Annotated in this window: 12 protein-coding genes and 1 tRNA gene; 2 read left to right on the top strand and 11 right to left on the bottom strand. The window is 71.9% G+C overall.

The genetic code is table 11. From position 1 onward, the window contains the following. Window positions 1–255 precede the first annotated feature (255 nt). Entirely contained in the window at window positions 256–516 is a 261-nt protein-coding gene (locus ACZ4XX_RS15200) for a hypothetical protein (protein ID WP_468508386.1), read from the top strand. 51 nt (window positions 517–567) lie between these two features. Here the strand turns inward: ACZ4XX_RS15200 and ACZ4XX_RS15195 are convergent, their stop codons facing one another. The 10 genes from ACZ4XX_RS15195 to ACZ4XX_RS15150 all read right to left on the bottom strand — a co-directional run bounded on the left by ACZ4XX_RS15195 (window position 568) and on the right by ACZ4XX_RS15150 (window position 13,467). Then, a complete protein-coding gene (locus ACZ4XX_RS15195) occupies window positions 568–1,458 on the bottom strand; it encodes a YceI family protein (protein ID WP_468508385.1) in 891 nt (296 codons plus the stop codon). A gap of 99 nt (window positions 1,459–1,557) precedes the next feature. Beyond that, window positions 1,558–2,403: an arylamine N-acetyltransferase family protein gene (locus tag ACZ4XX_RS15190; protein ID WP_468508384.1), complete on the bottom strand. Its 846-nt coding sequence runs from the start codon at window positions 2,401–2,403 to the stop codon at window positions 1,558–1,560. Between the two features lie 17 nt (window positions 2,404–2,420). After that, the gene (locus ACZ4XX_RS15185; RefSeq protein WP_468508383.1) at window positions 2,421–3,704 is read right to left on the bottom strand and encodes an MFS transporter; all 1,284 of its coding nucleotides are present in this window, start codon (window positions 3,702–3,704) and stop codon (window positions 2,421–2,423) included. Window positions 3,705–3,709: 5 nt separating this feature from the next. Next, window positions 3,710–4,333 carry a winged helix-turn-helix domain-containing protein gene (locus ACZ4XX_RS15180; protein WP_468508382.1) on the bottom strand — a complete coding sequence of 208 codons (624 nt, stop codon included), beginning with the start codon at window positions 4,331–4,333 and terminating at the stop codon, window positions 3,710–3,712. 114 nt (window positions 4,334–4,447) lie between these two features. Beyond that, window positions 4,448–7,063 (bottom strand): ComEC/Rec2 family competence protein, encoded by a 2,616-nt coding sequence (locus ACZ4XX_RS15175; protein WP_468508381.1) that lies wholly within the window; start codon window positions 7,061–7,063, stop codon window positions 4,448–4,450. Further along, window positions 7,060–7,980: a ComEA family DNA-binding protein gene (locus ACZ4XX_RS15170; RefSeq protein WP_468508380.1), complete on the bottom strand. Its 921-nt coding sequence runs from the start codon at window positions 7,978–7,980 to the stop codon at window positions 7,060–7,062. Before ACZ4XX_RS15170 ends, ACZ4XX_RS15175 begins: the two co-directional genes overlap by 4 nt. A 362-nt stretch (window positions 7,981–8,342) precedes the next feature. Beyond that, window positions 8,343–9,188: a DegV family protein gene (locus ACZ4XX_RS15165; protein WP_468508379.1), complete on the bottom strand. Its 846-nt coding sequence runs from the start codon at window positions 9,186–9,188 to the stop codon at window positions 8,343–8,345. Window positions 9,189–9,309: 121 nt separating this feature from the next. Further along, entirely contained in the window at window positions 9,310–10,080 is a 771-nt protein-coding gene (locus ACZ4XX_RS15160; RefSeq protein ID WP_468508378.1) for a hypothetical protein, read from the bottom strand. 121 nt (window positions 10,081–10,201) lie between these two features. Then, window positions 10,202–13,078, bottom strand: a complete 2,877-nt coding sequence (leuS, locus tag ACZ4XX_RS15155) for a leucine--tRNA ligase (RefSeq protein WP_468508377.1) — start codon at window positions 13,076–13,078, stop codon at window positions 10,202–10,204. Between the two features lie 316 nt (window positions 13,079–13,394). Continuing rightward, window positions 13,395–13,467, bottom strand: a tRNA-Ala gene (locus ACZ4XX_RS15150). Between the two features lie 121 nt (window positions 13,468–13,588). Between ACZ4XX_RS15150 and ACZ4XX_RS15145 the strand changes: the two genes are divergently transcribed. Further along, window positions 13,589–14,809, top strand: coding sequence for a glycosyltransferase 87 family protein (locus tag ACZ4XX_RS15145; RefSeq protein ID WP_468508376.1), 1,221 nt, complete (start codon window positions 13,589–13,591; stop codon window positions 14,807–14,809). Here ACZ4XX_RS15145 and ACZ4XX_RS15140 read toward each other — a convergent pair. After that, window positions 14,788–15,021, bottom strand: a complete 234-nt coding sequence (locus ACZ4XX_RS15140) for a hypothetical protein (protein WP_015033559.1) — start codon at window positions 15,019–15,021, stop codon at window positions 14,788–14,790. The genes ACZ4XX_RS15145 and ACZ4XX_RS15140 overlap by 22 nt on opposite strands. Window positions 15,022–15,102: the final 81 nt, after the last annotated feature.

Raw genomic sequence — 15,102 nt, 5'->3', positions numbered from 1 at the left:
CTTGGCGCGGGGAGAAAGGGGGGGGGCTGGGGAGCTCCGCAAGAGGGTTGGGTGGGGGTTGGCGGGGTGGGGGGTCGCGCATTTTGGTTTTGTCTTCGCCCCCCCCCCCCCCCCCCACCACCGCCTGGACGGCACGGTCGAGGAGCAGGTCCTCCTGCCCCACGGCGAGCGTCACGGGGCCGAGGAGGTCGTCGGGGGAAGTCTTTCTGGTGGCCATCGCGGTCCAGCATCCCACGGACCACTGACAGGACGGCGATGCCCGAGAATGGCGGGGTGAGTGAACGACACGTACTGGTACTCCCCGACCGCGACGCCGCCGAGGAGGTCGCCGGGGAACTTCCCGACCGTTTCGGCGTCGCCGAGGAACCGCAGCTCGTACGGGACTCCCTGGCCGGGGAGGACGACGCCGAGGACGCCCAGTGGCTGGTGGTCGTCGAGGACCCGGACCGCCGGCTCGACCCGACGGCACTGGACTCCCTGGCGGCTGAGTACGAGGGCTGGCTTGAGGCCCCGTAACGACCAGGCCCACGCCCCGCCGCCGGCACGGACGACTCCCGGGCCGCCCCCTCAGCCCCGCCCCGCCTTGGGAACGATCTGAACATCGAGATCGATGCTGATGCTCGACCCCACCGCCGCGATCCCCCGCGCCAGCAACGTCTGCCAGGTGAGCGTGAAGTCCTCCCGGTGGAGTTCGGTGGTGGCCCGGCAGGCACACCGGGTCTCGCCCTCCAGACCGCTCCCGAGGCCCAGGTACTGGGTGTCGAGGGTGACCGTGCGGCTCACCCCATGGAGGGTGAGCGCCCCGGTGACGGCCCAGCGGCTGCCGCCCTTGTGCGTGAAGCGCTCGCTGAAGAACTCCAGCGTCGGGTACGCGCCGACGTCGAGGAAGTCACCGGACCGCAGATGGTCGTCGCGCATCTGGACCCCGGTGTCGATGGAGGCCGCGTCGATGACGACGTGCATCGCGGAGTGCTCCATACGGTCGCCGATCCGGACCGCGCCGGCGAAGCTGTTGAACCGGCCGTGGATCCGCGCGAGCCCGATGTGGCGTGCGGTGAAGCCGATCTGGGAGTGCGTCGGGTCGATCTCCCAGTCGCCGGGCTCGGGGAGCTGGGGTTGCGGGGCGATCTGGAGCAGCACGTCGTCGAGGCCGGTGTGGCCGCCCTCGGTGACGACGGCCCTGCCGTGGTGCGGCGTGTAGCCCTCGGCGGTGACCGCGAGCCGGTACTCGCCCGCCGGCACGGTCGCGAGCGCCGTGCCGTACGGGTCGGTCTCGCCGGCGATCACCTTGCGCCCGGCGGCGTCGCTCAGGACGAACTCGGCCTGCCGGACCGGTTCGTGCACCGGGTCGAGCACCCGGCAGCTCAGCATCCCCGCCGTGGCCGGGACGGTGAGACCGGCGAGCGGGCCGCCTCGCACGGCGCCCGCCGCACGCTTCCCGAAGAGACGATCGAACATTCTTCACGCACCCCCGTGCGACTCGTTCACTATGCAACGAAGTCGCATTCGATCACCGTCGGGGCGTTCGACGCAAACCGGTCATGAGGTGGTCAAGCGTTACCGAGGGTTCGAATCGGAAATTCCACCGCGAACGACCGGCAGCGCGTCGAGCTCGATCCCGAACAGATCCCGGTACACACCCCGCACCTCGTCGTCACCGTCGAGGATCCGCTCGTCGCGCTCGCCCTCGGTCCGTGTGATCAGCTTCCGGTCGCTGAGGGTGATCCGTCCCTCCTCCGTGAGCAGCGAGCAGACGAGACTGCGCGGGAAGTGCGATTCGGGCGAGGTCCGGTGGTACCAGGCGCCGGCCGTGAAGTCGGCGAGCCGGCGCGGCCGGAGCTCCATGCGGTACTGCGGCTTCCCGTCCCGCAGTACGTCCACGTCGCCCTCGGCGGCGTCCACGAGCCGGAAGACACCGCCAGGGTCCGCCTGGTCACCACGGTCTTCGTAGCGGAGCGGGAAGTGGCTGTGGTCACCGAAGCCGACGTCGGCGAGCCACCGCTCCCCGTCCGCCGTCTCCACGAGCAGCGCCATGTGGTCGTACGGGATGCCCGGCCTCCCCTCCGATCCGAAGACCCGCGCCTGGAGCAGCCGCACCCGGTAGCCGAGCCCCCTCAGCAGAACGGCGAACGCCGTGTTGACCTCGTAGCAGAAGCCTCCCCGGTGCGCGCCGATCACCTTGTCGAGCAGCGCCTTCTCCTCCAGGACGATGTCCTCGCCGAGATGGATCGAGAGGTTCTCGAACGGCACGGTGCGCAGATGACGCAGATGCAGATCGCGCAGCGCCTCGGCGTCCGCACGCTCCGGCCGCTCCGCGCCGATGCGCCGCAGATAGGCCTGTACGTCCTCCGGCGTGGCGGCGAAGGCCTCGGAGGGAACGGGAGCCGTCGGTCGATTAGTCATGTCGCCAGTCTGCCCGGTCAGCCCTTCCCTGCCCCCGGCTGTCCGACCGGCTCCGACTCCTCTTTCGGGGAGGGCAGTTCCCGCATCCGCGGCAGCGGTGAGGGCAGCACCCACAGCACGGCGAAGACGGCGCCTACGGTGGCGACCCACAGCGTCGGACGCAGCCCGATCGCGGTGCCGAGGAATCCGCCGACGAGCGCGCCGAGCGGACGGAAGCCGTGGTTGAGCGTCCGGAAGGCCCCCATGACCCGGGCTCGCACGGCATCGGGTATCAGCGCCATCTGGAACGATCCCGCGGCGATGTCGACGATCATCACGCCGACACAGGAGAGGAACTCGGCCAGGAACAGCACGAACACCACGAGCGGCAGCGGCCCGTCGGCCAGGGGTATCAGGATCAGAGGCAGGGTGAATCCGAGGAAGCCGGCGACGAGCGAGCCCCCGATGCCGATCCGTCGGACGACCGCCCCGCTGACGACCGCGCCGAGGAGCCCGCCCACGGCCCCCGCCCCGAGGATCAGGCCGAGCAGCCCGGCGCTGAGGCCGAGTTCGGTGGTCACGTAGAGCACGAAGAGGGTGTGGAACATGTAGTTGAAGAACTGGACCGTGCCGGAGGCGGCGAACAGCGCCCGCATCGAACGCTCCCGGACCACCCAGCGCAGCCCCTCGGTGAAGTGCCCCTTGGCCACGGGGGCCGGCGGGGGCTCGACCGGTTTGATGCGGGCCAGGTAACCGGCCGACACGAGATAGGTCAGCGCGTCCGCGACCAGGGCGAAGGGAGCGGTGAGGAACTGCACGAGCAGTCCACCGATCCCGGGCCCCGCCAGCCAGGCCGTCGAACGGCTCCCGTTCACCAACGAGTTCGCCTGCACATAGCGCTCGGCGGGCACGAGCGCCACGAAGAGCGTGGTGTTGCAGACCTCGAAGAGCACGGTGAGCGCCCCCACCCCGAAGGCCACCACGTACAGCTGGGTGAGCGTCAGCGCGTCGAGCACATAGGCCACCGGTAGCGTCAGGACCAGCACCGCCCGCCCGATGTCGGCCGCGATCATCGCCCGTCGGCGACTGGTCTGCCGGTCGGCCCATGCACCGAACGGCAGGTTGAGCAGGAGCGCGGGCAGGAGTTCGGCGGCCTTGAGCCATCCCATCGCCGCTGCGTCGGCGCCGAGGACGAGGACGGCGGCGAGCGGGATCGCCATGAGGGATATCTGGTCCCCGGCGAGGGAGATGGTCTGCCCGGTCCAGTAATGGCGGAAGGTCCGCTCGCGCAGCAGCGCCGGTACACGTTCGACGAGAGCCATCCCGCTCACTCCTTCTCACTGTCGGGGACATCCAGATCCAGGTAGGCGATCCGCAGGACGCTGACGGGCCTGGCACCCTCAGGGCGGAGCGACGGGTCGGAGGCCCGCGCCTCGTAGGGCCGGAGCAGCGCCTCGATGCGGGCTCCGAGGTCGGCCAGCTCCTCGTGGGTGAGGTGGAGCAGCGAGTCGCCGAACTGCTCGGCCTCCTGCCACTCCCTCGGCAGCCGGTGGCGGTTCGCCATGGCCCTGGTGACCCGCTCGAAGTACTGCTCGGCGACGGCGGCGCTCAGCGCGTCGGCCGCCTGGGCGGTCGACGGATCCTCGCTGTACTCCGGCCATTCCGTGTACTGGGCCGTGGCCTGCCAGGGCTTCTCCCGCCCCCGGCCGCCCGACGCCTCCTCCACGAGCCCGTACTTGGCGAGTATCCGCAGATGGTAGGAGCAGCTGGCCACGGACTCGCCGGTCAGTTCGGCGGCACGGGTGGCGGTGAAGGGGCCGCTGCTGCGCAGCAGCCCCACCAGCGTCATCCGCAGGGGGTGGGCGTAGGCGCGCAGGGCTCGCGGGTCGGTGAGTCGGATACTGCGGGGCCGCTCACCCTCGGGCTGCGGGTCGATGATCTCCTCCGGCATGATGAAAAGATATCTTTAGAAAGACTTCTTTACAAGGATCTCCCTCCATCGGCGGTTCACCCTCCATCGGCAGGTCACCCTCCCCTCGGTCGGCTCAGCCTCCCCTCGGTCGGATCAGCCTCCCCTCGGTACGGCCACCAGTCCCGGCCCCGCCCCGACGACCGCGATCGCCCCGTCGCGGTCCGTCCGCAGCACCCGTGCCCCGCCGGCCCGCAGCGACTCCACCGTCCGCGGCGAGGGATGCCCGTACGGGTTGTCACGCCCCGTCGACACCAGCGCGAGCCGCGGCCGTACCGCCCGTATCAGCGCCGGGTCCTGATACGCGGAGCCATGGTGGGCGACCTTGAGCACGTCCACCGGCGCGAGCCCCGGATGAGCCCGCAGGAGCCTCCGCTGGGCCGGCGGCTCCAGATCACCGAGCAGCAGCAGCGTCAGCCCGCCGGCGGCCGTGACGCGCAGCGCGACACTGGCGTCGTTCGCCCCACCGGAGCCTGGCTCCTGACGCCCTCCCCCGGCCGCCCCGCCATCCGCCGTCGGCCAGAGCACGGTCCACTCCAGCCCGCCGACCCTGCGCCGCTCGCCCGGCCCCGCCCGGATCAGCGGCACCCCCGCGGCCGCCGCCGTCCGCCGGACGAACGCCGCCTGGGCCGGCGGTTCCTCAAGCCCCGTGGTCTGGATCGCCCCCACCGACCGTCCCCGCAACACCCCGGGCAACCCGGCCACATGGTCCGCGTGGAAGTGGGTCAGCACCAGCAACGGCACCCTGCGCACCCCGAGTTCCCGCAGACATCGGTCCACCGGTACGGGGTCGGGGCCCGCGTCCACCACCACGGCCGCGTCCCCGCCCGCCGCGAGGACCGTCGCATCCCCCTGCCCCACCTGACACATCGCGAACACCCAGCCCTGCGGCGGCCATCCGGTGGCCCACCGCGTCAGCGGCGCCGGCCGCGCCACCACGAGCAGCAGCAGTACGACGACGAGCCCGGCGACGGGCCCCCGGTGCGGCAGCCTGCGCGCCGCGAGGACCACCACCGCGGTCACCAGCGCGAGAGCGAACCCGCCCCACCACCCGCCGGGCCAGCTCAGTTCCGCCCCCGGCAGTGCGGCGCCCGTACGGGCCACCCGCGCGATCCACCCGGCCGGCCATCCCGCCACCCACGCCAGCCCCTCCGCGGCCGGCATCCAGACCGCCGCCGCGGCCAGCGTGGCGAAGCCGAACACCGTCGCGGGCGCCACCGCGAGCTCGGCGAACAGATTCGCCGGGATCGCCACCAGACTCACCCGGGCGGCGAAGACCACCACGACGGGCGCACACACCGCCTGCGCCGCCAGGGAAGCCGCCAACGCCTCCGCCGGACGGCCGGGCACTCCGCGCCGCCGCAGCGCCTCGCTCCAGCGTGGTGCCACCGTCAGCAGGGCCCCGGTGGCGAGGACCGAGAGCAGGAATCCGTAACTCCGCGCGAGCCACGGGTCGTAGAGCACCAGCAGCAGGACGGCGGCGGCCAGCGCGGGGATCAGCGATCTCCGTCGGCCGGTGCCGATCGCGAGCAGCACGACGAGTCCGCAGGCCGCGGCGCGCAGCACACTCGGTTCGGGCCGGCAGACCACCACGAAGGCGAGCGTCAGCACTCCCCCGGCCACCGCCGTGACCCGCAGCGACATCCCCAACCCGGGCGCGAGCCCACCGCGCTCCACCTGATGCGCCCGCCCGGGACGGCCGACCAGCAGAAGCAGGACGACGGACAGATTGCTTCCCGAGACGGCGAGCAGGTGGGTGAGATCGGTGGCCACGAAGGCGTCCCGCAGCTCGGATCCGATCCGCGAGGTGTCTCCGACGACCAGACCGGGCAGCAGAGCCCGCGCGTCCGGGTCGAGGCCGTCCGTCGCCCTCCGCAGCCCGGCGCGCAGCTCCCCCGCCGTCCGCTGCAGCGCGCTCGGTGGGCCGATGATCCGAGGCGGACCCCCACCGCTGACCTTGAGCACCGCCGCGAAGGCATCGCCGGGACTCAAGGGCGGTGCGAGCCGGGCACCGACCCTCAGCCGCGTGGACGGCAGCAGTCGCAGCCACTCCGCGCGCCCCTCTCCGGGTGGCACGATCAGCAGCACCGGTGCCCTCGTCCGGTGGACCGACCCGTCCGACAGCTCGGCGCGGGTCACCTCGCCGTCCAGGACGACGGAGACCGGCGCCGTCTCGCTGCCCCGCACCCGCGGTCGCGTCAGCCGGGGGTCCGAGGTCACCGTCACCTCCAGCTGCGCCCGCGCGTACTCCCGCGCCAGGGCCGGCACGGGCCCGCGCCGCAGATCCGCTGCGTGCAGCCCGGCCGACGCGGCCCCGGCGGCGGCACAGAGCAGGACCCCGGCGAACGCCGTCGCCCGTAACCGCCACCCGGGTGCGCCCCGCCCAGTCGGCGCGTCCGCCGCCGCGACCCCCTCGCCGGGCCAGGCGGTCCCGCCGAACCAGCGTGCCGCCACAGGCGTCAGAAGGAGACCGCCTCCCACCAGACAGACCACGACTCCCGCCACCGTCCACCACCCGGCGATCCCCACCGCGATCGCCGCCGCCACCCACGCGGCCACCGCGAGCGGGACGAGCCGGAGATCGGCCGGCCCCTCCTCCCACGAGGACGCCCGAGCTCCCCGCCCGACCACCGACGCCCCTCCCACCGACGCCTGGTCCGTCGTCGCCCCGTGCACCGACGCCCCGTCCACTGTCACCTCGTCGGGCTTCACGGCCGCACCAGCGGTTCGAGTTCGGCGAACCGTCGCTCGCCGATGCCGTTGACCTCCCGAAGCTCCCCGACCGACCGGAAGCCGCCGTGCTCCGCACGATGGTCGACGATGTGCCGGGCAAGGACCGGACCGACGCCCGGCAACGTGTCGAGCTGCTCGACCGTGGCCGTGTTGAGGCTCAACGGCACCCCCGGCCCACCCCCACCGGCGCCACCACCGGGACCCGATCCGCCGCCTCCGGCGCCAAGACCTGGGCCCCCGACCGGCACTCCCGGCAGCCCGACGAGAACGTGCTCGCCGTCGAAGAGCACACGGGCCCGGTTGAGTCCGGTGAGATCGGCGTCGGGCTTCGCCCCACCCGCGGCCCGCAGAGCGTCCGCCACCCGCGAGCCGGCCGGCAGCGTCAACACCCCGGGCATGCGCACCTTGCCCCCGACATCCACGATCACCCGCGCCCCACCCGCGCCAGGGCCCGTCTGCGCCGCCGGCCCGGCCCTACCGGCGGGCGCCGCGGGTGCGGCGGGTGCGGCGGGTGCGGCAGCGACCGGCGCGGCGCGAACGAGCTCCGGGGCCCGCACCGGCTCCGGCCGCCCCGTCCAGAAGTAGCCGCCCGCGAGACCCGCGGCCACCACCAGCACCACCGTCAGCGCGGCCAGCGCCCTCGGTTCGAGCCCGATCCGGGTCTGCACCCACACCGGGGTCCGGTCGCGCAGCACCGCCGCAAGCCGCGCCCGCACCCCGGGCGACGAACCCCGGTCCCATACCCCCGACGGAGATGCCCGCTCCTCCGCTTCCGGATCCGCGACCACGTCCTCCGCCGCGACCACCTCCTCTGCCGGCGCCGCGGCCGCCGCCGGGAACAGCTGCTCCCCTCGCCGCCGTACGACAGCCTCGGGAACCGCCCCGACCCGCCTCACCCGGGTCCGCCTCCTGACCCGCCCTGGAGCGGGTCCACGCGCTCCTGGGCGGCTCCTCCCGTCCGAGCCCGGCGTCCTGCCGGGACCACTGGTCGGAGCGACCGTCGTGCCGAGAGTGCCGGAGGTCGTCGATGAGATGCGTGTACGAAGAGTCATGCGGACGACGGTAGGAATCACCGCCGCGCCGTGCGGGACTCACCCACGTTCCGTGGACAGACCCCACACTGTGGACAACTCCGTCACTCCCCCGGGGGATCTTCGCTGGGAGGGGATCCTCTCCTGGGAACTCCCCTCCCGGGCGCCCCCGGGCCATCCCCCAGGTGATCTCTCAGGTGATCTCCCGGGATGGACCTCGTACGGACTCAGCGCGGCGAGACGACCACCGCGAGCAGCCCGGGCCCCGTGTGGGCGCCGATGACCGCTCCCACCTCGCTGACGTGCAGCTCCACCACGCCCGGCACCCGCTCCTTGAGCCGGTCGGCGAGCGCGGCGGCCCGCTCGGGCGCAGAGAGATGGTGGACGGCGATGTCGACGGGTCCGGATCCGGCACGCTCCGCGGCGATCTCCTCGAGCCGGGCGATGGCCTTCGAGGCGGTCCGCACCTTCTCCCGCAGCTCGATCCGTCCGCCGTCGAGTTCGAGGAGGGGCTTCACCGCGAGCGCGGAGCCGAGCAGCGCCTGCGCCGTCCCGATGCGCCCGCCTCGGCGCAGATAGTCCAGGGTGTCGACGTAGAAGTAGGCGGAGGTGCCTGCGGCGCGCTTCTCCGCGGCCGCGACGGCCTCGTCGAGCGATCCGCCGGCCTCGGCGACCTGGGCCGCCGCGAGGGCGCAGAAGCCCAGGGCCATGCCCATCATGCGGGTGTCCACGACCCGCACGGGCACGGGCGCGTTCTGCGCGGCGAGCACAGCCGCGTCGTAGGTCCCGGAGACCTCGGCGGAGAGATGGAGGGAGACGACACCCTTCGCGCCGGCCTCCGCGGCCTCGCGGTAGGCCTCGGCGAAGATCTCGGGGCTGGGCCGCGAGGTGGTGACGGCCCGCTTCTTCTGCAGGGCCTCGGCGAGCGCCTTGGCCGAGATCTCGGTGCCCTCCTCGAGGGCGCGGTCGCCGATGACGACGGTCAGCGGGACCGTGGTGATGGCGTGCCGCTCCCTGGTCTGGCGTGGCAGGTAGGCCGTGGAATCGGTGACGATCGCGACATGCCGGGACATGAGCGGGAGGTTACCTGCCGAGACCGGCACGCGGCAGCCCGGCCCCCGTCGTGAACGCTCCGACACCGTCGGGCGCCCCTCCCGACCGACGCCCGGCCGGGCTTCCGCGTCCGCGGTTCCGTCAGGTGGTGGTCTCCGGGCGGGCCGACTTCTCCCAGGGGTAGGAGGTCAGTCGGGGGTCGGGCGCGGTGATCGCGGACGGCTCACCGCCGGCTCCAGGCCGCGAGCTCCCGGAGGCGGCACTCTGACCACCCGGCACCGAGCTCCCGGAGGCAGCTCCCGGCACCGTCCCTGACATCCCGGCGTTCCCCGACGTCCCGGTCGTGCCGGAGGCGGTCTCCGGACCCGTCGTCCAGTGCCGCAGGGCACCGGCCTCGACGTCGATCTGGGCGCTGAGCGACGACAGGTCGTCCTCGGCGAACCTGAGCGCCCGCTCCCGGGCGGCGCGGCGCAGCGCCTCGGCCGAGCTGGTGATCCGCTCGGTCCGCGCGGTGAGTTCGGGGAGCTGCCCGGCGGCCCAGGCACGGTCGGGCTCCCGTTCGATCCGCTTGAGGTCCTCGTCCAGTTCGAGCCCGTGCGCGCTGAGCCGGTGGAACAGGTCCAGCGACTCCCTCAGGGAGGCGTCCTCGCCGACCCCGGCCTGGAGGGCCTCCTGGGTGGCCCGCATCGAGGTGCGCAGCGAGAGCCTCAGTCGGGCCAGCTCGCCCGCCGTCCCGGCCTGGCCGAAGCTCTTGGCCCGCAGCGTGGTGTCCTCGACGGTGCGGCGGGCCTGGTCGATGGTGCGGTCCACGCCGCGCTTGGCGGCCTTGGCCGCCTTCACCGTGGCGTAGACCCCCAGCGCCACGAAGGACAAGAAGAGCAGCGCCATGATCGTGATGATGGCTTCTTCCATCTTCGCCCCTCCGGCGTCCGTCGATCCCCACGGATGTGGTTCTTCCACGGTAAACGGAAAGGGCAGGCCGAGGGTTCCATCGGAACCCCCAACCTGCCCGTAGGGGAAATCCCTATGTGCGTCAGCCGGCGACGATGTTGACCAGCTTCGGCGCCCGCACGATCACCTTGCGGATCTCCGCGCCGCCCAGCGCCGCGACCACGTGCGTGTCGGCCAGCGCCAGCGCCTCCAGCTCCGCGTCCGTGATCGACGGGGAGACCTCCAGGCGGGCCTTGACCTTGCCCTTGATCTGCACGACGCAGGTCACGGTCTCGTCGACGACGTACGCCGGGTCGGCGACCGGGAAGCCCTGGTGGACCACTGAGTCGCTGTGGCCCAGCCTGCGCCACAGCTCCTCGGCGATGTGCGGAGCCAGCGGTGCGACGAGCAGGACCAGCTGCTCGGCGACCGACCGGGAGAGCGCGCCACCGGACTTCGTCAGGTGGTTGTTCAGCTCGGTGATCTTGGCGATGGCGGTGTTGAAGCGCATCGCGACCATGTCCTGGCCGACGCCGTCGATCGCCTTGTGCAGGGCGCGCAGCGTGTCCTCGTCGGCGGCGGTGTCGACGACGGTGACCTCACCGGTCGACTCGTCGACGATGTTGCGCCACAGCCGCTGCAGCAGCCGGTACTGCCCGATCACCGCGCGCGTGTCCCAAGGACGCGACACGTCCAGCGGGCCCATCGCCATCTCGTACAGGCGCAGGGTGTCGGCGCCGTACTCGGAGCAGATCTCGTCCGGCGTCACGGCGTTCTTCAGGGACTTGCCCATCTTGCCCAGGACGCGGCTGACCTTCTCGCCCTCGTACCAGAAGCCGCCGTCGCGCTCCTCGACCTCGGCCGCCGGCACGGCGATGCCGCGCGCGTCCCGGTAGACGAAGGCCTGGATCATGCCCTGGTTGTAGAGCTTGTGGAACGGCTCGGCCGAGGAGATGTGGCCCAGGTCGAACAGCATCTTGGACCAGAAGCGCGCGTACAGCAGGTGCAGCACGGCGTGCTCGGCGCCGCCGACGTACAGGTCGACGCCGCCGGTGGGCATGCCCTCGCGCGGGCCCATCCAGTACTGCTCGACGGCGGGGTCGACCAGCTGCTCGGAGTTGCGCGGGTCCAGGTAGCGCAGCTCGTACCAGCAGGAACCGGCCCAGTTGGGCATGGTGTTGGTCTCGCGGCGGTAGCGCTGCGGGCCGGCACCGTCGCCCAGGTCCAGGGTGACGTGGACCCAGTCCTCGTTGCGGGACAGCGGGGTCTCCGGCTGGGTGTCCGCGTCCTCCGGGTCGAAGGTGCGCGGCGAATAGTCCTCGACCTCCGGCAGCTCGAGCGGCAGCATCGACTCGGGCAGCGAGTGGGCGACGCCGTCCTCGTCGTAGACGATCGGGAAGGGCTCGCCCCAGTACCGCTGGCGGCTGAACAGCCAGTCGCGCAGCCGGAAGTTGACGGTGCCCTCGCCGATGCCGTTGTCGGCCAGCCAGGCGGTGATCCGCGCCTTGGCGTCGACGACGCCCAGGCCGTCGAGCGTCACGTCCTCGTTGGAGGAGTTGACCAGCTTGGCCTCGTACGAGGAGAAGGCCTCGTCCCAGGTCGACGGGTCGGTGCCGCGCTCGTCGCTCGGTTCGACGACACAGCGCATCGGCAGCTCGAAGGCGCGCGCGAAGGCGAAGTCGCGGCTGTCGTGGGCCGGGACGGCCATGATGGCGCCGGTGCCGTAGCCCATCAGGACGTAGTCGGCGATGAAGACCGGGACCTGCTCGCCGCTGACCGGGTTGGTCGCGTACGCGCCGGTGAAGACGCCGGTCTTCTCCTTGGCGTCGGCCTGCCGCTCGACGTCGGACTTGGAGGCGGCCTGCTTGCGGTAGGCGTCGACGGCCTCGGACGGGGTGGCGTGTCCGCCGGTCCACACGTCGTGGGTGCCCTCGGGCCAGGTGGCCGGGACGATCTTCTCGACCAGGTCGTGCTCGGGGGCCAGGACCATGTAGGTGGCGCCGAACAGGGTGTCCTGGCGGGTGGTGAAGACGGTGATGGCGCCGGTGTCGCCGACCTGGAAGTCGACGCGGGCGCCCTCGGAGCGGCCGATCCAGTTCCGCTGCTGCAGCTTGATGGCCTCGGGCCAGTCCAGCGCGTCCAGGTCGTCGAGCAGGCGGTCCGCGTAGGCGGTGATCCGCATGTTCCACTGGCGCAGCTTGGACTTGAAGACGGGGAAGTTGCCGCGCTCGGAGCGACCGTCGGCGGTGACCTCCTCGTTGGCCAGGACCGTGCCCAGGCCGGGGCACCAGTTGACGGGTGCGTCGGAGGCGTACGCCAGGCGGTACTCGCCCAGGACGTCGGAGCGCTCGGCGGCGGTCAGCTCGCTCCACGCGCGCGTGGAGCCGGGAACCTCACGCGTGCCGTTCTCGAACTGCGCGATCAGCTCGGCGATCGGACGGGCCTTGCCGGCCTCGTCGTCGTACCAGGAGTTGAAGATCTGCAGGAAGATCCACTGGGTCCACTTGTAGTACTCGGGATCGATCGTGGCGAACGACCGGCGCTTGTCGTGGCCCAGGCCCAGCCGGCGCAGTTGGACCTTCATGTTCTCCATGTTGGCCTCGGTGGACACACGCGGGTGCGTGCCCGTCTGCACGGCGTACTGCTCGGCCGGCAGGCCGAAGGCGTCGAAGCCCAGGGTGTGCAGCACGTTGTGGCCGGTCATGCGCGCGTGGCGGGCGAAGACGTCCGTGGCGATGTAGCCGAGCGGGTGACCGACGTGCAGGCCCGCACCCGAGGGGTACGGGAACATGTCCATGATGAACTTCTTGGGCCGGGCGGCGATCGCGGGGTCGCCCGCCAGGTCACCGGTGGGGTTCGGGGCCTCGTACGTGCCCTCGGCGTCCCAGAAGTCCTGCCAGCGTGCCTCGATGTCGGCGGCCATGGCCGCCGTGTAGCGATGCGGGGCCGCCGTCTCGGCGGCCGTATTGATCTCGGTCATGGTCCTTGAAGCTCCATCGATCGTCTCTGCCCACTGCCACGGACTGCCGTGAAATGAAAAAACCCCTCGCACAGGAGGGGACGCCGCGCCGACTCCGGCGAATGTCTGTCATCCGCCGGGACTGATCAGCGCGGCTCGGTAAGCAGAAGGCGTACGGCACGCATGGCGCCAGGGTACCGCAGGGCCCGAGCGGGCCGCACCGGCGTTCCACAGAGCGGAGCGGCAGCGAGCGAGGCCGGAGGCAAGGAACTGGGGCACGGAGAAGCAGGGAACGAAGAAGCGGGCCACCCGATCCGGGTGCCCCGCTTCTTTTCTGTGGAGCTAAGGAGAATTGAACTCCTGACCTCCTGCATGCCATGCAGGCGCTCTACCAACTGAGCTATAGCCCCTTGCTTTCCGTCTCCGTTTGGGTTTCCCTCGCGGCGACAGACAGAACATTAACCGGCTTCCCGGCAGATCTCCAAATCGATTCTCCGGGCCCTCCTGACCTGCCGGGTAGGGTCGCCGACTGTGTCCGTCTCCGTGCTCTCCAAGACCCGCGCCCGGCCCTGGCCCCTGGCCACCGCCGCGGCGATCTGCCTGCTCTCGTTCGTGGCCTTCTGGGTGGCGCAACGCCTCGCCCACGTGAACATGCTCGACGTGATGGTCTACCGGGCCGAGGGCGAGACGGTCCGGGCGGGCGGCGATCTGTACGCGATGCGCGCGACCTCGGCGAACCTCGGCATGACCTACCCGCCCTTCGCGGCCCTGCTGTTCGTCCCGCTGACCCTGGTGAGCGTGCCCGTGATGCGGACGCTCGCCACCGCGGGGAACCTGCTCCTGGTGGTCGCCCTGGTGCAGCTGTCGCTCCAGCTGGTCCGCCCGTCGCTGTCGCGTACGGACCTGTGGCGCACGACGCTCTGGGTCGCCGCGGTGGTGGTCTGGTGCGAGCCGGTGTGGACGACCCTGCGGTACGGACAGATCAACCTGCTCATAGCGGTGGCGGTGCTCTGGGACCTCACCCGGCCCCGCGGCAGCCGCTGGGCCGGCCTGGGCATCGGCCTGGCGACCGCGGTGAAGCTCACACCGGGACTCTTCGTGGTGCTGCTGCTCGTCGCGGGCGTGCTGCTGTGGCGGCGGGACCGGAGCTGGAACACGTGGCTGCGCACCGCGGTGACGGCGACCGGGGTGTTCCTGGGGACCACGCTGGCCGTGGCGCTCGTGCTGCCTGCGGACTCGAAGCGGTTCTGGACGGAGACGCTGTTCGAGACCGGCCGGGTGGGCTTCGCCGAGGAGACCGCCAACCAGTCGATCCGCGGGGTCCTGGCCCGGCTGATGCACACCGACGACCCGGGCATGTGGTGGGCGGTGACGGCGGCCGTCCTGGGCGGCGTGGCGATGGTCCTCGCGGTGCGGGCGGCGGTGCGCGGGGACAAGGCGGTGGCGGTGATCGTCTGCGCGTTCACGGCTCTGATGATCAGCCCGATCTCCTGGTCCCACCACTGGGTCTGGTGCGTACCGCTGCTGATCCTGCTCGCGGACCGCGCCACGCGCACGTGGCCGGTGACGGGGGCGGTGGCCCTGGCCTTCGCCTCGTTCGCGCTGTGGTGGGTTCCGCACGACCCGGGCCGGCCGGAACTGGACCAGAACGCGGGTCAGATGGTGCTGTCCGCGATCTATCCGCTGACGACCTCGGCCCTGCTCGTGGGGTACGTGCTGACGCTGCGGCGTCAGGCCGTGGCGAAGGAGTAGAACCGCTTGAGGGTGCAGTGCTCGTCGAGGAGCCGGCCGTAGATCGGCTCCCCCTCCAGCTCGCGGTACGTCTCGATGGGGTCGCCTTTTATGATCAGCGCCCGCGCGCACTCCTCGCACCAGTACTGGAACCCCGGGTTGACGGGGTCCATGTCGCGCACGATGGGCGTGCCGCTGCCGCACCAGTCGCACTTCCGCCTGTGTGCACCCATCAGTCAGCTCCAGCTGTGGCCGCAGGCCGTGCACCCATAGGACACCCCGCCGTTGTCGCCGAGCACTTGGGCCACCCTCCC

This window comes from Streptomyces sp. NPDC029956, assembly GCF_055574655.1.
The sequence above is the reverse complement of the archived record's forward strand: the minus strand, read 5'-3'. Positions and strand labels throughout refer to the sequence as shown.